Source organism: Flavobacterium filum DSM 17961 (assembly GCF_000425465.1).
Classification (GTDB): Bacteria; Bacteroidota; Bacteroidia; order Flavobacteriales; family Flavobacteriaceae; genus Flavobacterium; species Flavobacterium filum.
Genome location: NZ_KE384381.1, coordinates 286,777 through 311,262, shown reverse-complemented (window position 1 = coordinate 311,262; position 24,486 = coordinate 286,777). Strand labels below are relative to the sequence as shown.

At 33.7% G+C, this 24,486-nt stretch carries 21 protein-coding genes; 10 read left to right on the top strand and 11 right to left on the bottom strand.

Going from position 1 to position 24,486, the window contains the following annotated elements:
- Positions 1-1,371: a saccharopine dehydrogenase family protein gene (locus tag H601_RS0114390; RefSeq protein ID WP_026712142.1), complete on the bottom strand. Its 1,371-nt coding sequence runs from the start codon at positions 1,369-1,371 to the stop codon at positions 1-3.
- Positions 1,372-1,491: 120 nt separating this feature from the next.
- Between H601_RS0114390 and H601_RS0114385 the strand changes: the two genes are divergently transcribed.
- Together H601_RS0114385 and pckA are read left to right on the top strand one after the other, a co-directional pair.
- Complete coding sequence (locus tag H601_RS0114385; RefSeq protein ID WP_026712141.1) at positions 1,492-1,878, top strand: DUF423 domain-containing protein; 387 nt, start codon at positions 1,492-1,494, stop codon at positions 1,876-1,878.
- 78 nt (positions 1,879-1,956) lie between these two features.
- Positions 1,957-3,582, top strand: coding sequence for a phosphoenolpyruvate carboxykinase (ATP) (pckA, locus tag H601_RS0114380; RefSeq protein ID WP_026712140.1), 1,626 nt, complete (start codon positions 1,957-1,959; stop codon positions 3,580-3,582).
- A 73-nt stretch (positions 3,583-3,655) separates the two neighbouring features.
- On the opposite strand, the gene H601_RS0114375 is transcribed toward pckA, so the two are convergent.
- Both H601_RS0114375 and H601_RS0114370 read right to left on the bottom strand, forming a co-directional pair.
- Entirely contained in the window at positions 3,656-4,405 is a 750-nt protein-coding gene (locus H601_RS0114375; protein WP_026712139.1) for a uroporphyrinogen-III synthase, read from the bottom strand.
- Positions 4,406-4,424: 19 nt separating this feature from the next.
- Positions 4,425-5,087: a DUF4271 domain-containing protein gene (locus H601_RS0114370; protein WP_156900422.1), complete on the bottom strand. Its 663-nt coding sequence runs from the start codon at positions 5,085-5,087 to the stop codon at positions 4,425-4,427.
- A 107-nt stretch (positions 5,088-5,194) separates the two neighbouring features.
- Here H601_RS0114370 and H601_RS0114365 point away from each other — a divergent pair, with 107 nt between their 5' ends.
- The 3 genes from H601_RS0114365 to H601_RS15900 are packed head-to-tail and all read left to right on the top strand — an operon-like array spanning position 5,195 to position 7,722.
- Positions 5,195-5,920 carry a polyprenol monophosphomannose synthase gene (locus H601_RS0114365; protein WP_026712137.1) on the top strand — a complete coding sequence of 242 codons (726 nt, stop codon included), beginning with the start codon at positions 5,195-5,197 and terminating at the stop codon, positions 5,918-5,920.
- Between the two features lie 11 nt (positions 5,921-5,931).
- Positions 5,932-7,269, top strand: a complete 1,338-nt coding sequence (locus H601_RS0114360; RefSeq protein ID WP_026712136.1) for a dihydroorotase — start codon at positions 5,932-5,934, stop codon at positions 7,267-7,269.
- Positions 7,270-7,272: 3 nt separating this feature from the next.
- Entirely contained in the window at positions 7,273-7,722 is a 450-nt protein-coding gene (locus H601_RS15900) for a DUF4296 domain-containing protein (protein WP_051220773.1), read from the top strand.
- On the opposite strand, the gene H601_RS0114350 is transcribed toward H601_RS15900, so the two are convergent.
- Complete coding sequence (locus H601_RS0114350) at positions 7,694-8,698, bottom strand: NAD-dependent epimerase/dehydratase family protein (protein ID WP_026712135.1); 1,005 nt, start codon at positions 8,696-8,698, stop codon at positions 7,694-7,696. The genes H601_RS15900 and H601_RS0114350 overlap by 29 nt on opposite strands.
- 75 nt (positions 8,699-8,773) lie before the next feature.
- Here H601_RS0114350 and tyrS point away from each other — a divergent pair, with 75 nt between their 5' ends.
- Entirely contained in the window at positions 8,774-10,081 is a 1,308-nt protein-coding gene (gene tyrS / locus H601_RS0114345) for a tyrosine--tRNA ligase (protein WP_026712134.1), read from the top strand.
- Between the two features lie 92 nt (positions 10,082-10,173).
- Here the strand turns inward: tyrS and H601_RS0114340 are convergent, their stop codons facing one another.
- The 6 genes from H601_RS0114340 to H601_RS0114315 all read right to left on the bottom strand — a co-directional run bounded on the left by H601_RS0114340 (position 10,174) and on the right by H601_RS0114315 (position 18,217).
- Entirely contained in the window at positions 10,174-11,154 is a 981-nt protein-coding gene (locus tag H601_RS0114340) for a LuxE/PaaK family acyltransferase (RefSeq protein ID WP_026712133.1), read from the bottom strand.
- 69 nt (positions 11,155-11,223) lie between these two features.
- On the bottom strand, positions 11,224-12,900 hold the full coding sequence (locus H601_RS16250) for a T9SS type A sorting domain-containing protein (RefSeq protein ID WP_026712132.1): 1,677 nt from the start codon (positions 12,898-12,900) through the stop codon (positions 11,224-11,226).
- An 88-nt stretch (positions 12,901-12,988) separates the two neighbouring features.
- Positions 12,989-13,330 (bottom strand): T9SS type A sorting domain-containing protein, encoded by a 342-nt coding sequence (locus H601_RS0114330; protein WP_026712131.1) that lies wholly within the window; start codon positions 13,328-13,330, stop codon positions 12,989-12,991.
- 69 nt (positions 13,331-13,399) lie between these two features.
- Positions 13,400-13,951 (bottom strand): hypothetical protein, encoded by a 552-nt coding sequence (locus H601_RS15890; RefSeq protein ID WP_051220772.1) that lies wholly within the window; start codon positions 13,949-13,951, stop codon positions 13,400-13,402.
- A gap of 71 nt (positions 13,952-14,022) precedes the next feature.
- Complete coding sequence (locus H601_RS0114320; RefSeq protein WP_026712130.1) at positions 14,023-15,396, bottom strand: hypothetical protein; 1,374 nt, start codon at positions 15,394-15,396, stop codon at positions 14,023-14,025.
- Between the two features lie 10 nt (positions 15,397-15,406).
- Positions 15,407-18,217, bottom strand: coding sequence for a TonB-dependent receptor (locus tag H601_RS0114315; RefSeq protein WP_026712129.1), 2,811 nt, complete (start codon positions 18,215-18,217; stop codon positions 15,407-15,409).
- Positions 18,218-18,397: 180 nt separating this feature from the next.
- Between H601_RS0114315 and H601_RS0114310 the strand changes: the two genes are divergently transcribed.
- The gene (locus H601_RS0114310; protein WP_026712128.1) at positions 18,398-19,081 is read left to right on the top strand and encodes a response regulator transcription factor; all 684 of its coding nucleotides are present in this window, start codon (positions 18,398-18,400) and stop codon (positions 19,079-19,081) included.
- Between the two features lie 65 nt (positions 19,082-19,146).
- Entirely contained in the window at positions 19,147-20,190 is a 1,044-nt protein-coding gene (locus H601_RS0114305; RefSeq protein ID WP_026712127.1) for a sensor histidine kinase, read from the top strand.
- 1 nt (position 20,191) lies between these two features.
- Here the strand turns inward: H601_RS0114305 and H601_RS0114300 are convergent, their stop codons facing one another.
- Positions 20,192-21,220: a LacI family DNA-binding transcriptional regulator gene (locus tag H601_RS0114300; protein WP_035656086.1), complete on the bottom strand. Its 1,029-nt coding sequence runs from the start codon at positions 21,218-21,220 to the stop codon at positions 20,192-20,194.
- 153 nt (positions 21,221-21,373) lie between these two features.
- On the opposite strand from H601_RS0114300, the gene H601_RS0114295 reads away from it, so the two are divergent.
- The gene (locus H601_RS0114295) at positions 21,374-24,010 is read left to right on the top strand and encodes a TonB-dependent receptor (RefSeq protein WP_026712125.1); all 2,637 of its coding nucleotides are present in this window, start codon (positions 21,374-21,376) and stop codon (positions 24,008-24,010) included.
- A 127-nt stretch (positions 24,011-24,137) separates the two neighbouring features.
- A complete protein-coding gene (locus tag H601_RS15885) occupies positions 24,138-24,476 on the top strand; it encodes a glutaredoxin family protein (protein ID WP_035656085.1) in 339 nt (112 codons plus the stop codon).
- Positions 24,477-24,486: the final 10 nt, after the last annotated feature.

The window sequence follows — 24,486 nt, the reverse complement described above, 5'->3', positions numbered from 1 at the left end:
TTAACTTCCTACGTTATTTGGGTTATATCCCATGTAAGGAACTTCTTTGTCATTGAAAATAACGCCAAACGTTTCTAATTCTTTTAAAATAGGAGCATACACTTCTTTTTTGATAGGTAATTGCACTCCGGGTGTTTTAATATTTCCATTTAGAATTTGTAGCGTAGCCATCGCAACCGGCAATCCAACTGTTTTTGCCATAGCAGTATAGGTTTGGTCATCACCAATGCACACCATTGTACTGTCAATTTGATGCTGTTTACCGTTTAGTTCATATCCAAATTTATGATACATCACAATCATGTCTTTGTCTTCCGGTTGAAGAGCCCATTTTTCAGCTAAAATATATTCTAAATATTGTGCCGGTGTAGCATTTTTAATACCGGCTTTTTTGGATGAATTAAACAAATCGAGTTCAACAAATTTATCCCAAATCACATCGTCTTGATCGATTTTTAAATAATGACGTAATTTTAATTCAACTGAATCAGTTGGGTGGTAAGGCAAAAAGGAGTTCGTAAATTCACGGTAGCTCATGTTTTCAGCATTTTCTAAACTATAGGTATCATCTGTCATGCCAAGTTGAACCAACATATCCCAAGCTTTTGAATATCCCACTCTTCGTAAAGTACCGCGATACATTGTCAAAATATCGTCTAAACCATATATACTTCTGTATTTTAAAGAATCACGGTTAGCATATCCTTCAAACCGTCCGTAACCCTCTACTTCCATAAACTCTGTTCTTCTGAACAATTTGTTGTATGGAATATATTTGTATTTTCCTTCTTGAATAAATTTTGAAACGCCACCTTGTCCGGCTAAAACCACATTTCTAGGATTCCAAGAAAATTTATAATTCCATAAATTCGTATCGCTTTCCGGAGCTACTAATCCACCACAAAACGATTCAAATTGAATCATTTTTCCGCCTTTTTCTTTGATTTCATCAATGATTTTCATGGCACTCATGTGATCAATGCCTGGATCCAAACCAATTTCATTCATAAATATCAAGCCCTTTTCTTTGGCTAAACCATCCAATTCTTGCATTTTCGGACTAATATAGGAAGCCGTAACCATGTGTTTGTTGAAGGCTAAACAATCTTCAGCAATGTCAATGTGCATGTGTGCCGGAAGCATCGAAATAACGATATCCGCTTTTTGAATTTCTTTTTGACGCTGTTCGATGTTGGCAATGTCCAATTGAATCGGAATAGCATTCGGATGATTATTGGTTTTTTTCTTGGCCAATTCTAAAGACAAATCAGCAATAGTGAGCTGTAACTGCTCTGACTCAGATTTGTTTACTAAATATTTTATTAAGGAAGAAGCAGAACGACCTGCACCAATAATCAATATATTTCTCATCTTGTTTTTATAAAAATCACACAAATGTAGTTAGATGTTATATTCCTAACAAATTTTAGATTGTTAATTCCGTTTGAGCATTCCGTTTTATTCCTTAATTTTGAGCATTATTTTATGAAAATGGAAAGAAAAATTCTATTGACAGCGACTTTTTTTGGATGTACAGCGATTATTTTGGGAGCATTTGGTGCACATGCATTAAAGGCAGTTTTGAATGAAAATCAATTGATTTCTTTTGAAACAGGAGTGCGGTATCAATTTTATCACGCCTTGTTTTTACTGTTTTTAGGAACTACAAATTGGGTTGCAGATAAAACCAAAAAAATTATTTTTTATCTGATTTTATTTGGGGTGTTGTTTTTTTCCGGCTCCATATATTTATTAGCTACAAATGACCTGTTTTCAATTGATGTAAAATTTTTAGGTCCAATTACGCCAATTGGAGGATTGTCATTAATCATGGCTTGGGGAGTACTTTTCTTGAGTATTTTTAAACAAAAAAGATAAAATAAGCACAAATATACAATTGTAAAGATTTAATTTTTACTTTTGCCAAATATTTAAACACAACTAAACGACAAATTTATGGATACATACGCTCAATTTACGAAATCGATTTCGTTGGAAAAATACGGAATTAAAAATACTACAGAAATTGTCTATAATCCGTCTTATGAATTACTTTATAACGAAGAGTTAAGTTCAAACCTTGAAGGATATGAAAAAGGACAGCTTTCTGAATTAGGAGCTGTGAATGTAATGACCGGTGAATTCACTGGTCGTTCCCCAAAAGACAAATACATTGTTGAAGATGAAGTTACCAAAGATACTATTTGGTGGAATTCACCAAAAGCACCAAATGATAACAAACCTATTTCTCAAACCACTTGGAATGCTTTAAAAGACACAACTGTTAATCAACTTTCAGGAAAAAGATTGTTTGTAGTTGACGCTTTTTGTGGTGCAAATGAAAATACAAGATTAAAAGTTCGCTTTATCATGGAAGTGGCTTGGCAAGCACATTTCGTAAAAAACATGTTCATCCGTCCAACTGAGCAAGAATTGGAAAATTTTGGTGAGCCGGATTTTATCGTAATGAATGGTTCTAAATCATCTTTCAAAGATTTTGCGGCACATGGGTTAAATTCAGAAGTATATATTGCTTTCAATTTAACTGAAAAAGTTCAAATTATTGGAGGTACTTGGTACGGAGGAGAAATGAAAAAAGGGCTTTTCTCAATGATGAATTATTATTTGCCCTTACAAGGAATTGCTTCTATGCATTGTTCTGCTAACAAAGGCAAAGATGGTGATGTTGCCGTTTTCTTTGGTTTATCCGGAACAGGAAAAACTACCTTGTCAACTGACCCAAAGCGTGAATTAATTGGTGATGATGAGCATGGTTGGGATGATGAAGGTGTTTTCAATTTCGAAGGCGGTTGTTATGCTAAGACGATTGATTTAAGTAAAGAAAACGAACCGGATATTTATGGTGCTATCAAACGTGATGCTTTATTAGAAAATGTGACGGTTGATGAGAATGGTAAAATCGACTTTAAAGACGGTTCTGTAACGCAAAATACACGAGTTTCTTATCCAATTTATCATATTGATAATATTGTTAGACCGATTTCAAAAGCGGGTCACGCTACAAAAGTTATTTTCTTAACGGCTGATGCTTTTGGTGTAATGCCACCGGTTTCTAAATTGACTCCAGAACAAACTAAATATTATTTTCTTTCCGGGTTTACGGCAAAATTAGCCGGAACTGAAAGAGGTGTAACGGAACCACAACCTACTTTTTCAGCTTGTTTTGGTAAAGCATTTTTGTCTTTACATCCAACCAAATACGGTGAAGAATTGGTAAAGAAAATGGAGCAACACAATGCAACTGCTTATATGGTTAACACAGGTTGGAATGGAACCGGAAAACGTATTTCAATTAAAGATACAAGAGCAATCATTGATGCTATTTTAGATGGCTCAATTGAAAAAGCAGAAACAAAAGTAATCCCGGTATTTAATTTTGTAGTGCCAACGGCGTTACATGACGTAGATTCAAACATTTTAGATCCACGAAATACGTATGCCAATGCAGAAGATTGGAAGGCAAAAGCTACTAATCTAGCCGGATTGTTCATTAAAAACTTTGTACAATATACAGACAATGAAGAAGGACAAAACTTAGTGAAGTCCGGACCTCAATTATAATTTTACACTAACTAACCAAACGAAAAGAGTCCCGCAATTTTGTGGGACTCTTTTTTATGAAGTAGAATAAATACTATTTGTCTTTGTTAACCTTGGCGATATATTTTTCCAATGCCATTGTCATTGATGGAGCTTCCGGTGAAGGAGCCATAATGTCAACACGTAAACCATGATCTATCGCTTCTTTTTGAGTTGTACTGCCAAAAACTGCAATTCTCGTTTCGTTTTGTTTAAAATCCGGGAAGTTTTTAAATAGTGATTTGATTCCGGTTGGGCTAAAAAATGCCAAAACATCATAGTAAACATCCGCTAAATCAGACAAATCACTCATGACAGTGCGATAAAAAATACCTTGTGTCCAATTTACTTTTAATCCGTTAAGTGTTTGTGGAACATCAAAATTTAACTGATCAGAAGCCGGTAATAAAAATTTTTCTTCTTTGTATTTTTTAATTAACGGAGATAAATCAATGAAATCCTTTTGACCAACATATATTTTTCTTTTACGATATACCACATATTTCTGCAAATAAAAAGCTACTGCTTCTGATTGACAAAAATATTTTAAGTCTTCCGGAACTTTATATCTCATTTCTTCGGCCACTCTAAAAAAATGGTCTACAGCATTTTTACTGGTTAAGATAATGGCAGTGAAGTTATTCAAATCAATTTTCTGACTTCTAACTTCTTTTACAGGAACACCTTCGACATGAATAAAGGGTCTGAAATCGATTTTTACTTTATGCTTTTGTATCAGCTCAAAGTAAGGAGAATTATCTACTTTTGGTTCTGGTTGCGACACCAAAATTGTTTTCACTTTCATATCGAACTTGTTCTAAAAACTAACGTCTTGTAAACCAATAATACATGAAATAATAGGGTGCTATTTCAAGGGCACAAAGATACAAAATAAAATAAAACATCTTACTAAATAGTAAGTTTTGATATTTTTTCAACGACAAAATATAGGTAAAAGCATTGATAATCAACAATGTAAATAACGAAAAATAGATGATAAATCCGGGTAATATATCGTTGTAATACAGTAAAATGTTGATCGGTAATAAAATTAATCCAAGAAATGTGCGATAACTTACCTTTTGAAGGTTAAATTGTTCGGTGAATTCTTCAATTTTAAATGAAGTGGCAATGATTTTTTCAATCAAATATTTAGATAAGACAAAAACACCAATCAAAGTGATGATTTGTATAAATTTGATACTATCATTTTTATCAGCTAAACCAAAATGGTCCAATAAAATTAAAGCAAAAAACGAAAAGGAAATCAGTTGAACAAAAAACAAACTTATCGTAAACCAACTCATCATGTGAGAAGGATCTTTGTAAATTTTTACATATTTATCAGTAACTAATAGTTTTAAGAATTCATTAAAACGGGCTTCAAAAAAGGTTTTAGTAATCGCAATCAAAATAAAACACAGGACAAACAAAACAGTTGCCCAGTCTTTCGTTGCTAAAATTCTTTCTTGAAATAAAATTTCCATAATTCAGTTTGTAAAATTACTATTTTTTTGTTTCTCACGGTTTATTATCATTTTATTATGAATCATGAGGGATAAAAAGTTTACTTTTGTTCTGAAAATTGGTATTTATGAAACTTGGATTGGTGGTCATTCCAACCTTTAATGAAATCGAAAATATTGAAGCAATCATTCGGGCTGTTTTTCAACTTGAAAAGCCTTTTCATGTTTTGATTGTGGATGATAATTCCCCGGATAAAACATTTGAAAAAGTTCAGGAATTGCAAAAAGAGTTTCCAAACCAACTTTTTTTAGAAGTTCGGAAAAAAAAATCAGGTCTTGGAACGGCTTATGTGCATGGTTTTAAATGGGCTTTGCTTCGCAATTATGCCTATATTTTTGAAATGGATGCCGATTTTTCACACAATCCAAACGATCTTTTGAAATTACATGATGCATGTGAAAATGATGGAGCAGATATGGCCATTGGTTCTCGATATGTAAAAGGGGTTAATGTTGTAAACTGGCCCTTGAGCAGAGTCTTGTTATCCTATTTCGCTTCGATTTATGTAAAAATGATTACCGGAATGAAAATTCATGATGCTACTGCCGGTTTCATTTGCTATCGAAAAGAAGTCTTAGAACAAATTAATTTAGATAAAATAAAATTTGTGGGCTATGCATTTCAAATTGAAATGAAATATCGAACGTTTTGTAAAGGATTCAAGATCAAAGAAGTTCCGATTATTTTTACGGATAGAACGAAAGGTCAATCAAAAATGAGTAATTCTATCATTAAAGAAGCTGTGTTTGGAGTAATTTCGTTGCGAATAAAAAAACTATTTAATCGATTATAATAGATTTGAAGATGAAAAGGATTTTGATCAAGAATGCCAAAATTGTTAATGAAGGCAAAATTACAGAAGGCGATGTTTTAATAGAAGGACAATTTATTATTGAAATAGCCGACAGAATCACTGCCAAATCAGAATATAAAATCATTGATGCCGAAGGAAATTATTTAATTCCGGGTGCTATTGATGACCAAGTGCATTTTCGTGAACCCGGATTAACGCATAAAGGAACAATTGCAACTGAATCAAAAGCAGCTGTTGCGGGTGGAATTACCTCCTTCATTGAACAGCCGAATACTGTTCCTAATGCTGTTACACAAGAATTGTTAGAACAAAAATACCAAATTGCAGCTGAAACATCGTATGCCAATTATTCGTTTATGATGGGTGGAACAAACGATAATTTGGAAGAAATTATCAAAACCAATCCACATAATGTGGCCGGAATAAAATTGTTTTTAGGCTCTTCTACAGGAAATATGTTGGTGGATAATGAAGAAGTGTTGGAAAAAATATTTTCTTCAACAAAAATGCTTATTGCGGTTCATTGCGAAGATGAAACAACAATAAAAAATAATCTTGCCGCGTATAAAGAAAAATACGGCGATGATATTCCGGTACAATTTCACCATTTAATAAGAAGTGAAGAAGCCTGTTATTTGTCGTCTTCAAAAGCTATTGCGTTAGCCAAAAAAACCGGTGCACGATTACATATTTTTCATCTTTCAACTGCCAAAGAAATGGAATTGTTTACCAATAAGATTCCTTTGGAAGAAAAACAGATTACAGCAGAAGTTTGTATCCATCATTTGTGGTTTTCCGATGCAGATTATGAAACAAAAGGAAATTTCATCAAATGGAATCCGGCTGTAAAAACAGCTTCAGACCGCGAAGCTTTATGGAAAGCATTGTTAGATGACCGAATTGATGTGATTGCAACAGACCATGCTCCGCATACTTTAGAAGAGAAAAAGCAAGTTTATACAAAAGCACCTTCTGGCGGTCCATTAGTGCAACATGCCGTTGTTGCGATGTTTGAAGCACATCATCAAGGAAAAATTTCCATTGAAAAAGTAGTTGAAAAAATGGCTCATAATCCAGCGAAAATTTTCAAAATCGAAAAAAGAGGATTCATTAAAGAAGGGTATTATGCCGATTTAGTCATTGTGAATCCTGCTTTGCCTTGGACAGTAAAAAAAGATAATGTTTTATATAAATGTGGTTGGTCACCATTTGAAGGTACTACTTTTAAATCAAAAGTTACCCATACTTTTGTGAACGGTTCGTTGGTGTATCATCAATCAAAAGTGAGTGAAGATAAAGTTGGAATGCGTTTGTTATTTAATCGATAAAGAATGAAAAAAATAATTTTCTTTTGCCTATTTCTTTATGTTTTTTCCGCCTGTAAAGAGGATTTGGTAGAAAAACCAAAAAAGTTGATCGACAAAAAAACGATGACAAATATTTTATATGATTTAGCTATTTTAGATGCTTTAAAATCTAATCAAGCTCCATTATTAGAACAGAAAAATATCAATCCTGCTACTTATATCTATCAAAAATATGCTATCGATAGTTTGCAATTAGTGGAAAATAATAAATATTATGCAGCCGACATCAAAGCTTATAAAAAGATGTATGAAGCAGTTGAAAATAGGTTAGAAGAAGCATCAGTCATGAATGATAGTTTGATGAAAAAAAACACTAAAACCATTGACCTTCCAAAAACTCAAAAGGATACAAGTAAACTAAAAAGAAAAAAAAGGAATTTGGACGTCAATCGTTTTTTGAATAAAACGAACTAATGGTCATGCAATATTCTTTGATGGGCAAAAAAGAATAGTTTAGTTTGTCTTTGATTTTTTGATTGGAATAAATATCCTTTGAGTGCAACGATTTTGCAGTAGCTCTTGAAAATCTCCTTGGTTGAAAAAAGAAATGAGCGAAAATCCAATCCAAACGCCAATATAGAGCTGTAAAAAATGGTTTAGCATAGAAAAAGGGTCGTTTCACTTTTAATCCATCAGCTATGGCGAATGATATAGTTTGAAAATCTATATTTTCACTAATAATCGTAAAACGTTCACTATTGTTTTTTTCTTTTTGTAAAGCGTACATTATTTTTACGACATCTTCAACGGCCACAAATCCTGTGGAACCTTTTGTATAAAAGGGTAAACCTTTAGCGATTTTAGTAAAAATTTCGCCACTTCCGTTTTCCCAAAAACCGCTTCCTAAAATGACACCCGGATTTACAATGACACAATTTAAACCTTCTTGTTGGGCTCGCCATATTTCCATTTCGGCTCCATATTTTGATAAAGCATAATCACTATGTGGTTTTTCAGGATTCCATTCTGTATCTTCTGTAATGATGGTTTCATGTTCGCCCAAATCACCTAATGCCGCAATAGAACTGACATAACAAAAGGAGTTTACACCAAAAGCAAGAGCCAAATTCACCATATTGGCTGTTCCTTCGATATTTACTTTTCTTAATCGAGCTTCGTCTTTTGAGTCAAAGGAAATAAGTGCTGCACAATGATAAACGGTATCAATGTTTTCAAACGCTATTTCTAAACTTGGAATATTGTTTACATCGCCTTCAACCCATTCAATTTGATGAAATAAATCGTTTTGATTAAACTGGTGAAAGAGTTTTTCGGTTTTTAAAATGCTGTTTTCAGTGCGAAACAAAGCTTTCACTTTTTCTCCGTTTTGAAGTAAATGAAGCAATAAATGAGCTCCAACCAATCCTGTTCCGCCTGTAACTAAATTCATAAAAACAAAGATAAATGTTTCTTGACCACATTTTCAAATTATCGAATTAAAACTATCTTTGCCAAAAATAACAGCATGAAAAATTTAGTTGAAGAATTACGTTGGAGAGGTTTGTTTCACGATATGATGCCCGGAACAGAAGAGCAATTGTTGAAAGAATCTACCACTGCTTATATTGGATTTGATCCAACAGCCGATTCATTGCATATTGGTAGTATGGTGCAAATCATCTTATTGGTACATTTGAAAAATTTTGGTCACCGTCCGATTGCATTAGTAGGTGGTGCTACCGGTATGATTGGTGACCCTTCCGGAAAATCGGATGAGCGAAACTTATTAGACGAAGCCACTTTAAACAGAAATGTAGAAGGAATTAAAGGCGTTTTATCACGCTTTTTAGATTTTAATTCTACAGAAGCAAATGCTCCAATTCTAGTAAACAATTACGATTGGATGAAAGACTTTTCATTTATCGATTTTGCTCGAGATGTGGGAAAAAGAATCACCGTTAATTATATGATGGCTAAAGATTCGGTAAAGAAACGTTTTTCCGGTGAAGGCGAAGGGATGTCGTTTACAGAGTTTACCTATCAATTGATTCAAGGCTACGATTTTTATCATTTGCACAAACATTACGGTTGTAAATTGCAAATGGGCGGTTCTGATCAATGGGGAAATATTACCACCGGAACTGAATTGGTTCGTCGTTTGAATGTAAATACGGATGATGAAGGTGCGAAAGCTTTTGCCTTAACCACACCACTAATTACCAAAGCCGATGGATCCAAATTTGGAAAATCGGAAGGGGGAAATGTTTGGTTAACCGCAGATAAAACGTCGCCTTATAAATTTTACCAATTTTGGTTTAATTCTTCTGACGAAGATGCGGAAAAATACATCAAAATCTTCACCTTTTTAGATAAAGCAACAATTGAAGAATTGATTGAAAAGCATAGACAAGAACCGCATTTGCGTTTGTTGCAAAAGAAATTAGCAGAAGAAATTACTGTTTTTGTACATTCGAGAGAAGAATATGAAAAAGCAGTAAAAGCATCTTCTATTTTGTTTGGAAATTCTACTTCAGGAGATTTAAAAGGTTTGGATTCTAAAACCTTTTTAGATGTTTTTGACGGAATTGCTCAAGCGGAAATTTCAAAAGAAGAACTAAAAAACGGAATTAACATTGTGGATGCTTTGGCCGGTAAATCCGGTTTCATGTCTTCCAATGGTGAAGCGAGAAGAGCTTTGAAAGAGAATTCAATTTCAGTAAACCGAGAAAAAGTAACTGAAGAATTTTCACTTTCTACCCATGATTTAATCAATGATGAATTTGTATTGTTGCAACGCGGAAAAAAAACCTATTTTATTTTACGAGCGGTTTAACTTGACTCGAGACGAAGCCGAACAGAGCAAAGCTAAACTTGACACGAGCCCAAAGGGCGACTGGCGAAGCAAACCTGAAACCTGAAACAACTTTAAATAACCATCAAATTACACCCTCGAATATCACTCGAATCAAAACGTCCCAACACTTCAAATGAATGGTTGGGATATTTTTTGCCCAAATCTTGTGTAGCAATAAAAGAGCAAGAATTGATATTGGATAAATCTATCACGTTGATACCGCCAGTTTTTCCATTATCCACATACGTCAACGCATCTTCGGTATCACGAATGAGAACGGACATCCAAGGCGGACATTCAAAAATACCGTTGCCAAGTGAATAAGCTTGCGATAATAACTCGGTCATACCATATTCGGAATGAATACTTGGCACTCCAAAACCATTGCATAAAAGGGTGTGCAATTCTTCGCGAATGATTTCTTTTCGTTTGCCTTTCATACCACCGGTTTCCATGACAATGGTGTTTTTCAATTGAAAAGATTGTTTTTCAATCATATCCAATAAAGCATATGTTACCCCAATTAAAAGTACATTTTGACCGGATGAGTCTAGTTTAATAAGTTTCTGAATTAACTCATCATAATTATTCAAATAAAAACCACTCTCCGGATGATTGGAACCTTCAATCAAATCGTTGACCATATAGATTAATGAAGAACTCTCTCGTTCTAAATAGGAGGGGAGCAAGGCCAGAATCACATAATCTTCTATGTTGCCATAGAATTGTGAAAAGGCATTTCGAAAGCTTTGTTTGTATAATGTAATATCGGTAACCAAATGTTTGCTTGTTATACTTCCGGTTGTTCCGCTACTGGTAAACGTTTCCTGAATCGGGTTTGTTGAACTTATAATTTCATGACTTTTAAAGAACTGAATCGGTAAAAACGGAATATCAGTGATGGTTTTTACATTCGATTTGTCTTTTTTCAATAACAAAGAAAAATTCTGATATACTTTATTGTTCTCAAACTGATGCCGAAAAACTTTGAGGGCGATTTTCTCAAATTCTTTCTGACTTCTTATAGAAAATATATCGGGATAGGGATTCATGAGTGCAAAAGTAACAATAAAAAAAGCACCAACTTTCGTTGATGCTTGATTTATGTTGAAAGTAACGGATTACTTAATAGCCAATTTCACAGTAGCTGATTTTCCACCTTCGGTGATTTTTACGATGTAAAGACCAGTGTTTAAAGAAGAAAGGTTAATTGCTTCTGTTGAAGAGGTGATGTTTAAAACTTGTTTTCCAAGTACATCATATACTTGAACGTTTTTCTCTTCATTCAAATCGGTAGAAATATATAAAATACCATCATTTACAGGATTTGGATACACTTTTAAACCGTTGATAGTATTGTTTCGAACCGATAATGTTAAATCGTTTAACGAACGAGCAGTAACTTGTGCAGTTCCGTTAAAATTACCAACTAAAGCAACGAATGAAGTTGCACCACTTGGTACAAGTGAACCAATGTAATTTGACTCTACAAAAGTTGTTCTGAAGGCAACTGTATCCACTCCATCAGTAAAGTTGTAGTTTGTGGCTGGAGGATTAACAAATGTAGTAGTACCATTTCCATCAGCAAATGTTACGTTGTTAAAACGCACTAATTTACTTTCAAAATTTTGAACATTTGCCAATACAATTGCTAAAGAAACTACTATCGGATCAACTGTATTTCCGGATGAAGCAACTGTAGCATTTGCAGTAGGTGTAAACTGTAATAAACCGCTAAATAAAGAAGTTCTTCCGGTTAAACCTGACATAGCATCACCTTCAACAAATGGAGTAGTAATGATTCCGGCAACGTCGTCAATTAATACCGCTCCGGTTGTATCTTGTACATATTTTTGATTACGTGTTGTTCTTGCATACGTTACAACTGGTGTCTCAATAATTTGGTAATATTTTCCTGCACCATTCGCAATAACATCTGCACGCATTTCACCCAAATTACCCACCACATTTAATGGAGCAATTTCAAAAACTACTGTAGCACCAACAGCAGGATTTAATGGAGTATGTGAATTGTCAACTAGTTCCATAGTTAAGGTATAGATACCTGCAGCTAAACCGGAAAACACAATTGGAGTAGTGTCATATTTCATCACCATAGAGCCTCCTGGAGATAAGGTATAATGGATATGTCCATCAATTCCGGCACCAGGCGTTCCTACAACAAAATTTGTTACAGTAAGATTTACAGTAACATCTGAACCCGGAGCAAAAATTGTACCGTTAGATGGTGAACCTATAGCCAAGCTTGGAGAGGCAACCGCACCAAAATCGGTCATCACAATATCATCAATATTTAAACGAGCATTTGCAGTTCCGGTTTCAGTAGCTCTTTTGATTCTGATGCGAACATCTGCATTTACATCCATTTGAGCAGAAAAAGTTTGAACTTCATCTGTAGCAGGAGCAGTAAAAGTACTTCCTACTTGAGTCCAGTCAGCTCCATCATTAATAGAATATTCCACTTTCCAATCTACTTGAGCATCAGTTCCATATCTTCTGTATAGGAAAGATAAATTACCAATACCTCCTGTTTTATTAGCCAACATCGTCATAGAAGAAGTACCATAACCTCTTAAACGTGCTGATTTAGTTCCGTTTTTCCAATCAGCTGTTGCATTTCCAATTAAAGATTCTGTCATGTCCCATTCTATACCTGAAAGAGAAACGGCTGCAGAAGTGTAAGCTGTTTTTGTTTCATTTTCAAAGTTAACAGTGTACTGAGCTTGAACAGTAAACAATGAAAATGCTAAAAATAATAAAGTGTAAAGTTTTTTCATTTTTTATAAAATTTATGGTACAAAGATAAATACAATAAATTAGTAATAAAAATAAAATAGATAAAATTGAATTGTGGAAAAGGGCTAATTATTTGATAATCAATTTTCGAGTGGCAGTTGCTTCTCCTTCTTTGATTTTAATGAAATAGACACCCGGTGTAAGGGATGAAACGTTTAACTCTTTAGATGTTAACGTAGATTGTAAAATCGTCTTTCCTAAAATATCAAAAATTACAACTTCTTTTTCTAAAGATGATTTAGAAGTAATATAAATTTTACCATTGCTCACAGGATTAGGGTAAATGTTAAGACCCTCAATAGAAGTTTCCTGAGTTTTGGTGGGTTGTTGTGGCTTATTGTCCTGAGCAGAAGCTGCTTGGAAAATAAGAAAAACCGCTAAAAGAATGGTATAAAAGTAATTTTTTGTCATCTTTCCGATTTGGTTTGGTAAAAGTATAAAAATTATTTCAAAATCTATACCAATTTTCAAAAAAATCAATTAAAAGGCGTTTCGGGTGCTCCATTTTCGTTTTTTAACATCATAATAAGTAGCATCATCCGGAAACTCAATGTAAAAATCATTACCAGAATGCTTAGTGTAGTAAGGCGTTAAATCTTCGTTTTTTACATATTTTTCAAACAGTAATTTTGTTTTTTCTTTCAGTTCAGGATCTTCCATTTTCCAGGTTCTAAAAGCTTCTTCGTAGTAGAGTAAATTTCCGCCATTATCCATTTTTAATCTACCAACTGTAGCTGTTTTTTTTAATTTTATGCTTGGTGCAATTTTTGTAATGGCAAAATACACCGTATCATTTTCAGTGTGATAAAAAATTAAATCGGCATTTTTAGCCATTTCTTTGTAGATAGAATCGTATTCGGTTTTAAATTTATTTTCTTCAGTTACTTTAGCCGGAAGACGATCTACATACCGAATAATTTTATATTTAAAATCATCTATTTCTTTGGTTGATAAATAATTACTCGGTTCAATGTTCAATTTTTCTTTTTGACAAGCCGTAAAAATCAATAAAATAAAAAGTATTTTTTTCATGTGAAGTAATGGTTATAAAAAAAGAGTTTAACCAACAAAGGTTAAACTCTTCAAAAGTAATTAAAAGGATTTTAGTATGCTTTTAAATTAGGTACAAATTCTGCCCATTGTGTTGTCCAATCTGTTGCTCCAAATGCTCCTCTATATGTAGTTGGAGAAAAATAAGCATTTTGTAATTTAGGATATGTAAAAGCAGCTCCTGATGTTAATGAACCACTAGTTACTTCAAATAGTGGATTAAACGGATAGAAATTTTGTGTGTTGTTACCATAGAATACAGCTGTATTGATTCCTAAACCGGCATAAATAACATCAAAATCAGTTCCGTTTAAGGTTTCATTACCGTTGGCATTCCAATAATTTTGAACATCAGCAGCATTGGCAGTCATTCCACTTCCTACACTAAAAATAGTTGTTGGCGTAGCCAAAACGTTATTTAACAATGCTCCTTCGTTAGCCAAATAATTATTATAAACAGTTTGTTGGTTCATACGAATTCCTCTTGGCATACCAACAAATACAGAATTAGCAATCGTTAAAGCGGTTCTTCTTCTCATGTCGATTGCATGTTGATAGTTACCACTGATAGCTGTAGCGTTTGCAATTTTAGGACCAATTCCGGTTAAGTTGGAAATTACACCATTAGTTAAAAATGGAACTGGGTTATCTGATGGTCCACTATCAGTTTCTATGATGTTAGAACCCGATTGATCAGCAAAAGTAGGGTATCTTACCGATAAAGCGAACTGAATGTTTCCACTCCAGCCAAAATCTATATCAAAACAGTCATCCCACATCCCTAAAGCAATTAGGTATTTACCATTAACTGTTCCGCCAAACCATTCAAATCCATCATCACCACCATAGGAAACTTGACAATATTCCATAGTTGTTCCTCTTCCAACACCTCCTAAAGTAATAGAGTTTGTTTCGTTGTTAGGTGTCAATTCAATTCCGGCATACTCTACTCGTACATATTTTAAAATTCCTGAATTGTCATCGTCATTATCTCCACCGTAAATAATAGAGGGTGAAATTCCTTCAATAACTGGTTCAGATTGATTAACTTTTGCGTTTCCAAGGATAACTAATCCACCCCAATCTCCTCTGTCTCTTGATTCTACTTTTTGCGAAGAAGTAAATACAATTGGTTCTGCAGCAGTTCCTTCAGCTATGATTTTTCCTCCTTTATCAATAATCAAAGTGCCTTTAGAAGCTTTATCCCCAAAAATAACTGCACCCGGTTCGATGGTTAAAGTTGCTCCACTTCTTACAAATACTTGCCCTTTTATTAAGTAGCGTTCTCCTTTTACTAACGTTTGTGATGGTAAGTCACCCACTAATTCAATAAAGTTTTCATTTAAATTTTGGTTAAAATCCAAATCGTCATCAATACACGAATTGAAAGTTACTAATACGGTTATGAATAAGACTAATTTTTTCATTTTGTTTTTATTAGAAATTATAAGTTAGATTTAAGTTAAATAAAATTCCTTCTCTGTAAGAAGATGTTTTGATGTCTTTTGATGAATCAATTTTGTAATTTTTATCGGTATCATCATATAAATTAAATGCAGCATTAAGTAAATTTTGTGCACTCCATTTTACGGTAATGGTTTTGAATTTCTTAGCAATTGCTAAATCCAATTGGTCTCTGGATTGCTCTAAAATGGTTGGAAAATTCAAGTCACCAACGGCATAAATACGTGTGCCGAATTTGTTGAAAATTGCATTAACTGAAAGTCCTTTTTCATCTTCATATCCTAAAGCAAAATTTAAAACATAAGGTGATTGTCCTTGTAATGCTCTTGTTTTATCTTGAGCAAAATCACCAGCACCTAAATCTACTTCAGATACTACATAAGCAAAGTTGATGTTGGTTGACAATCGGTCTAAATAAATGTTATTGAAAAAGTCTTTGAATGATTTTTTTATTTCTAATTCAACTCCGTAGTTAAACGCTTTATCGGCGTTAATCAATGAAAATGTACGTTGCTCGGCAGTAAAAATTTTGTTTTCTATTGGTTTGTCAAAATTTTTGTAAAATGCTCCTAAACTGATGGTTTCACCTTTGGTTGGATAAAATTCATAACGTAAATCAAAGTTGTCAATTGTAGCCGTTGTCAAAGATGGGTTACCTAAAATATTTGCGTTTAACTTAAAGTCATAGAATAAGTTTTCACTTAATTCTCTGAATTCCGGACGGTTAACGGTTCTGCTATACGCAACTCTTAATAAAGATTTCTCCGTAATATTATAGCCAACATTCAACGATGGTAAGAATGAAAATATAGAATTGTTGTTTTTGAAATAATCATATCGATTGTCAAAATAGCGTAAACGTTGTTGGTTATTTTCTACTCTTACACCGGCAGTGATGTCGAATTTATGAACAGGTAATTCAAACATGGCATATCCGGCTGTTAAGAAATTATCAGCTTTGTAAGAATCACTTGGTTTAGTTCCTTCTTCAATTACCCAACCGTTATTTTGACTAATGTTAAGCGGGTTAAATATTTCATCCAATGGAAGATTAATCAGTTCATCCTGACGATCCTGTGGAACATACCCTGGTAATAAATACGAAATATATCGCGATTTAAATAAGCGGTAACGGTAATCTACCAAATAACCTAATTTTAATTTTGCAGGAGCCAATTCTTCCTCTTCTGTATGTCTGTTAAAAATAATCGTGTAGTTTAAACCTTGATTGGCAGAGAATTCTTTTAAATTTCCATAAAATCTACTGGTGTCAAATAAGTTTGAAGATGGGGGTGCAATCATGCTAAAAGGAGCCGTAGTATCATCTGCTGGTTGAACTGTTCTGAATCGTCTTAAATCCGGTTCGTTTTCTTGAAGATAATTATAACCAACCACCCAATCTAAAAGGTTTGTATCATTCAATTTATGGTCACCATTTAATTGACCTATATAAATGGAGCGACTTTTGTAGCCAAACATATAATTCTTGAATTTATCTTCATTACGTTGTAAAAAATTAAAACCTTCTCTTAAGTTAGAATCGTTTTCGCCAATTTGGTTGAATAAATTTTTAAATTTGATTTTATGGTTTTCATTAAACGTGAAAATCCAATTGGAAAGCACACTGATTCTAACATCTTCTTGGTTTACAGCATCATTATAATCCGATTTTAAAGGTAATTTTTCTCCGTTTAGATTGTACCCTGTTACTTCACTAAATCCTCTATTATACGTTTTATAGCTTGTAGAATAATTGAAACCATTGGTAGTAAAAATTTTAATTTTACCGGCATTGATTTTTCTACCAAAACTAAAACCAACAGAAGAGTTTAAGAATACATCTTGAGAAGATGGACTAAAATTATTAGGTAAACTTTGAGCAGCATCTAAACGGATAGCTGATGTTCTTGGCGAATCCTGTAATACATAAGTACTTGGAAAACTAGATGGCAAGTTTCTATAGTTGTTGTCAAACCCTAAAAAGTCAGTATCTGATTTTTCAGAATGAAACTGTTTTTTAAAAGTAGTGTTTGTTCTGTAGCCAAAACCAACATCAACTCGTGTAAATTCTGTATTGTTTTCTGAGGTTGTTAAAGCAATGATACCTCCGGCAAAATCAGCAGGTTTGTCAGCTGAACCGGTTTTATAGATAACCATTTTGTCTAAGGCATTGGTTGGAACCAAGTCAAATGAAAAAGTACGTTTGTTAACCTCAGTACTTGGTGCGATAGATTGGTTAATTAAAACGTTGTTGTATCGCTCACTTAGACCGCGAACAATTACATATTTTCCGTCCACAACTGTAATTCCAGGTACTCGTTGAATGGCTTGAGCAGCATTTCCATCGGTTCCTTTGCTCATTTGCTCAGCGGAAATGGCACTAACTACTTGTTTGGCTTCTTTCATTTCCATAACCAGAGCAGCTTCTGTGTTTTTACGTCTGGTAGTGGCTACAACAACATCGGCTAACATTACACCTTCACCTGATGTCATTGATTTGTTGATGGTTACCGTTTGATTAGCTTTTATGGTTACTGGGTTTTCAATGGTTTGATAACCTAAAAAACTAAAAACAACCACATAATTTCCCGGTTCTACTTGTAAATTGTACTTACCGTTTTCATCGGTTGTGGTTCCGATTGAAGTTCCTTTGATTTGAACATTGGCAAATGGAAGTGGTTCATTATTCATGTCTTTGTCGGTCAATACTCCTGAAATCGTTCCTTTTTGAGCTTGAACAAAGCAACTAAATGAAAGAATAACTAAAAAGAAAAATTGTTTCATTGGTTTAGATTAAATTTTGGGGCAAAATAAAGGTTGCAATTTAAAGTGAGCGTTACAGACTTGTTACCATTGCGTTTGACTTAAGTTATGAAAACGTTAACAGATTAAATTACGGTTAACAACGTAAATCATTTTGTATTATCTTTACCTTTACATCGCAAAACGCATTTATTTTTTGATATGAAAAAAAAGGACATTAAAATCTTATTGGTTGATGATGAGCAAGATATATTGGAAATAGTTGGCTACAATCTTGCTCAGGAAGGCTACCAAATTGTAACTGCAGTAAATGGTAAAGAAGCAGTTCAAAAAGCCAAAAAGGAATTACCTCATTTAATTATTATGGATGTGATGATGCCCGAAATGGATGGGATGGAAGCCTGCGAACACATTCGTAAAATCCCGGAATTAAGCAATGTGATTGTCACTTTTTTAACTGCCAGAAGTGAAGATTATTCGCAAGTTGCCGGTTTTGAAGCCGGAGCCGATGATTATATTGCCAAACCAATTAAACCAAAAGTATTGGTAAGTAAAGTAAAGGCTCTGTTGCGAAGATTAAAAGAAGAAGATGCCAAAAGCGATGTCTTAACCGTTGGCAACATTGAAGTAAATCGCGAAGAATATAAAATTATTCAAGATGGTAAAGAAATTGTATTACCAAGAAAAGAATTTGAATTGTTTTATTTATTAGCATCAAAACCTGGGAAAGTATTCAAAAGAGAAGAAATTCTCGATAAAGTTTGGGGGAATGAAGTTGTAGTTGGCGGAAGAACAATTGATGTTCACATTAGAAAATTAAGAGAAAAAATTGGCGATGATCTATTCAAAACCATCAAAGGAGTTGGTTACAAAATAGAAATTTAGGCAAATACTTTGTTTGAAAATAGTGTATCTTTGACAGCAATATAAAGAGTAGAAAGCTGTTTTCAATGGCCATAAAATTTAAAAAAACATACAAATTTGCCCTTAAATCGGCACTTTATGTTTCCCTGTTTTCAATGGGGTTTTTGTTTATTATTACTTTTTTGTTTTACCAAATCAATGGGCTTTTTATTCTGCTGTTTGGCTTATCTGTATTTCTTTTCTGCTTTTTTGTCATTCAATATCGGGTGGAGCGATTTATTTATCGTCGAGTGAAAAAAATCTATGATGATGTTTCGCTTTTAGATTCAACTACGTTAAGAAATCAACCTATCACTACTGATATGGCTACGCTTACTAAAGAAGTAAAAAAATTCGCTACCGATAAAAAACTAGAAATTGAAACCCTAAAAGTACGTGAAGAATACCGAAGGGAATTTTTAGGAAATGTTTCCCATGAGCTTAAAACGCCTTTGTTTACTGTTCAAGGTTATATTTCAACACTTTTAGACGGAGCGATGAGTGATAAAACGCTTCGTAAAAAATATCTTGAACGAGCAGAAAAAGGAGTGGAGCGATTAATCTACATTGTGAAAGATTTAGATATGATTACCAAATTAGAAACCGGTGATTTGAATTTAGATTATGCTGATTTTGACATTGTTGAATTGGTAAAGAATGTGTTTGATTTGCTTGAAATGAGAGCCAACAAAAAAAATATTACATTAACTTTTGACACTAAATATCCCAATCCAATACTGGTTCATGCCGATCAAGAAAAAATTCAACAAGTGGTCACAAACCTCGTGATGAATTCTATTAAGTATGGAAAAGAAGGCGGAACTACAGAAGTAAGCATCGAAAATCTTGTCAAAAATAAAATCATTGTTCGCATTACTGATAACGGTGAAGGAATTCAAAAACAACACATTCCAAGGCTTTTTGAACGTTTTTACAGAGTTGACAAAAGCGGTGCTCGTTCCGAAGGCGGTTCCGGTTTAGGATTGGCTATTGTGAAACACATTATCGAAGGGCACAATGAAAAAATTTACGTAGAAAGCCAGTTTGGTGTTGGCTCAGAATTTTCATTTACGCTCGAAAAGCAGAAATAAATTATTTTTTTGTAGATTCTCTAACAATGATTTGCGTATCTAAAACCACATTTTCGATAACTTTTGGTTGTTCCTCTTTTACGGCCTTGATTTCTTTTAGTAACAAATTAAAAGCACTTACTCCCATTTCATAACTAGGTTGATCAACCGTACTTAATTTAGGTTGAATAACTTGTGACATAAACCAATTGCTAAAACCGATGACTGCAATTTGTTCCGGTACTTTAATATGATGTTCATTTAAATAGGCTAAAACTCCCACAGCTACTAAGTCTGTAATTACGAAAATGCCATCTACATCCGGATGATTTTCACATATTTCTTTTGCAAACGCATAGCCTTCTTCAAACGAAACACGAACACAGGTATAAACCAAATTTTTATCAAATGGAATTTGATTTTTTTCCAACGCTTTTTTGTATCCTAAAAAACGGTCAATGGCATTTTGAGGATTTACAGGACCTCTAATGTGTGCAATTTTTTTGCAACCTACTGAAATCAAATGTTCTACTGCGGCAGAAGCTGCTTTTTGGTCATCTATAATTACTTTAGAACATGGAATGATCTTCGAAATTTTATCAAACATCACAAACGGAATGTTGCGTTGAATAATTTCTCGTATGTGGTCATCATCATTTGATTCATTGGATAACGACATTATGATTCCATCTACTCTTTTATTAATGAGCAGTTGAACTTGTTTTTTTTCTAGTTCCAGCGATTCATTTGATTGAAGTATGATAACTAAATATTCATTTTTTTCAGCTTCTGCAATGATCCCATTAATGACGCTTGAAAAAAAATGATGAACAACTTCAGGTATAATTAATCCGATTGTTTTTGATTCTTTAGTTCGAAGGTTTACAGCAAAGGAATTGGGCGTGTAGTTCAATTCTCGTGCTAATTCCAATACACGTTCTCTGGTTTTTGGACTAACATCTGAGTAGTCTTTTAAAGCTTTTGAAACTGTGGTTATGGAAATATTTAATTTTTCAGCAATTACCTTTAATGTAGTCTCCTTTTCTTTCATGTTACAAATATGGAAAAAAATACAATACAAAAAATCGAAAACGTTTTCGGTAATTTCGAAAACGTTTTCGATTATAAATAGTTAATTATTTAGCATTAAAAAAAATAGATTCGTAAAAAATATCACTTAATTTTATTAACTAAACAAAACAAAATGAGAACAAAATTACTATTTCAAAAGGTTGCTTTTCTTTTCCTATGTTTTTGTTCATTACCCATTTTTGCTCAGACCGGTTCTATTGAAGGTGTTGTAAAAGACAATGCCGGAAATGTTTTACCGGGGGTGAATATTGTGGTAGAAGGAACATCAAAAGGAACTTCATCAGATATGGATGGTGTTTTCCAACTTTCAGGGTTAGAAAACGGAAATGTAACTTTAGTAGCATCTTATATTGGCTACAAAACAAAAAAACAAGTTGTTACGGTAAACGGTGCAACTAAAGCAGAAGTTATTTTAGTAGAAGATGCCACTCAATTAGACGATGTAGTGGTGACAGGGGTAATCAATCCAAGATCTAAATTACAATCGAGTGTGTCAATTAGTTCTGTATCAACCACTCAAATTGAACAAGCTGCTCCTAGAGCAACAGCGGAGATTTTCCGTTCAATCCCCGGTATTAAATCAGAATCAACAGGAGGTGAAGGTAATGCCAATATTACTATCAGAGGTATTCCTGTAGCATCAGGTGGAGCAAAGTTTCTTCAAATTCATGAGGATGGATTACCGGTAATGCAATTTGGTGATGTTGCCTTCGGAAATGCCGATATTTTTGTGCGTGCCGACCAAACGATTTCAAGAGTAGAAGCTATTCGTGGAGGTTCTGCTTCTACTTTAGCCAGTAATTCTCCAGCCGGTATCATCAACTTTATCAGTAAAAATGGTAAGACTGAAGGTGGTTCTTTGATGCAGTCTTTTGGTGTTGACTTTAATAATTATCGTACTGATTTTGAATATGGTTCTCCAATAGCAAATGGATTATTTTTTCACGTAGGAGGTTTTTATCGTCAAGGGGAAGGCCCAAGAAATGCAGGATATACTGCAAATGTGGGTGGACAAATTAAAGCAAATATTACAAAAGAATTTGAAAAAGGATATGTACGATTGTATTTCAAACACTTAAATGACAGAGCAATTGGTTATTTGCCAATGCCGGTAAAAGTGAGTGGAACCAATTCAAATCCGAATTGGAGTTCTCTTTCAAATTTTGATATTTTACATGATACGCAACACAGTGCTTTGTTTTTAGATAATTTAACTGTGGGTCAAGATGGACAAAGAAGAAGAAGCAACATGGCTGATGGTATGCGTCCAATGGCTACTTCGTTTGGTGGTGAACTTTCTTTTGATATTGGTAATGGTTGGAAAATTGAAGACCGTTTCAGACAAAATTTCCACAGAGGACGATTTGTTTCACCATTTCCCGCACAAGTGCAAACGGCAGCTGATTTTGCTACTGAATTTGGTGTGCCTAATTTAACGTATGCGAATGGTGCTCAAGCCGGTACTAACGTGAACGGAAATGACTTAGTTATGAGAATTCACACCTTTGATACTGAAATCAATAATTTTAATAATTTCACCAACGATATGAAATTATCCAAAAAGTTTGGTGATTTCGATTTAACATTAGGATATTATAAAGCCTATCAAACCCTTTCTATGTCGTGGTTATGGAATTCGTATTTAATGGAAGTAAAAGGCGACAATGCAGCTTTGTTAAATGCAGGGCCTAATTCAGTTAACGGATTATATGCTTACGGAGTTCCTTTTTGGGGAAATTGCTGTACCAGAAATTATGATACTAATTATGATATAACAGCTCCTTACATTGCCGGTCAATATAAATTTAGCGATAAATTTAATGTAGATGTTAGTTTACGTTTTGATAGCGGAAAAGTAAGAGGAACGTATGCTGGTGCCGTGCAATCAACAAATTTAGATGTTGATAATAATGGCACTATCGAAGGGCCTGAAGCTAGTGTTTCTGTAGTTGATAACGCTAATCGTTTACCGGTAAATTATGATTTTGATTATGTTTCATATTCTTTTGGTGGAAATTATATGTTAGCTGAAAATCAATCTCTTTTCGCACGATACAGCCGTGGTGGAAGAGCTAATGCTGACAGATTATTATTTGGAGCAAACATTCTTCCTTCTGGTGCTGCAGTTTCCGGTTTGAGTGCAGATATGGTAAATCAAGCTGAAGTTGGTTATAAAAGAAGAGGTACAAATCATACCTTTTATGCTACCGGTTTTTATGCTTTAACTTCTGAACAAAATTGGGATTTTGCTCCTGCCGGAATTCGTCAAATTCAAAGAGAATATACTGCTTATGGTTTGGAATTGGAAGGAAGTTATACTCTAAGTAAATTCAATTTTAACGGAAGTGTTACATGGACAAAAGCTGAAATCTCAAAAGACGTGATCAATCCTGCTGTTGAAGGGAATACACCAAGAAGACAAGCAGACTTTATATATAACGCAATAGCAGCATACAAATTTGGTGCTGATGGAAAACATAATGTTGGGGTTTCCTTTATTGGAACAACAAAATCTTTTGCACAAGATAATAATGAATTGGTTATGCCCGGATATGTGTACTTCAATCCGTTTGTAAATATTGAATTAACAAAAGGTTTAACAGCGTCATTAAATGTAAATAACGTTTTTGATACAATAGGTATTACAGAAGTTGAAGAAGGAAGTATTGTTGAAAACACCGATAATATTGTCAGAGCACGTTCAATAAATGGCAGAACTACTTCATTGACCTTATCATATAGATTCTAGGAGTTAAGTTAATTTTCATATTTGATTGTTTTAAAGAAAGTTCCTGCATCCTTTTGGGTTCAGGAACTTTTAAAATAATCACTATCTTTAGAAGTATTTTTTTTTAACATTGAAGAGATTTAGTATTATGATTCGCATTTTTTTATTATTTGTTATTTTATTTTCAACTCAAATTGGGTCTCCCCAAGATAAAGACGTTAAGAATAATCAATCAACGATTTTGATTTATGGAAGTGACACTTGTCATTATTGTATTGACACCAAAAAATTTGCAGAACAACATCAGTTGAAGTTTATTTATTTCGATATTGATAAAGATGAAAAGGCTTTAAAAGAAATGCTCATAAAACTTCGGCAAAATAATATTAGCACTTCAAACTTAAATTTACCTGTGGTAGATAAAAACGGATTGGTTTTTACGAACGAAATCGATTTTAGTTCTTTTTTAAAAAAATTAATAGAATAAAAATAAAAGC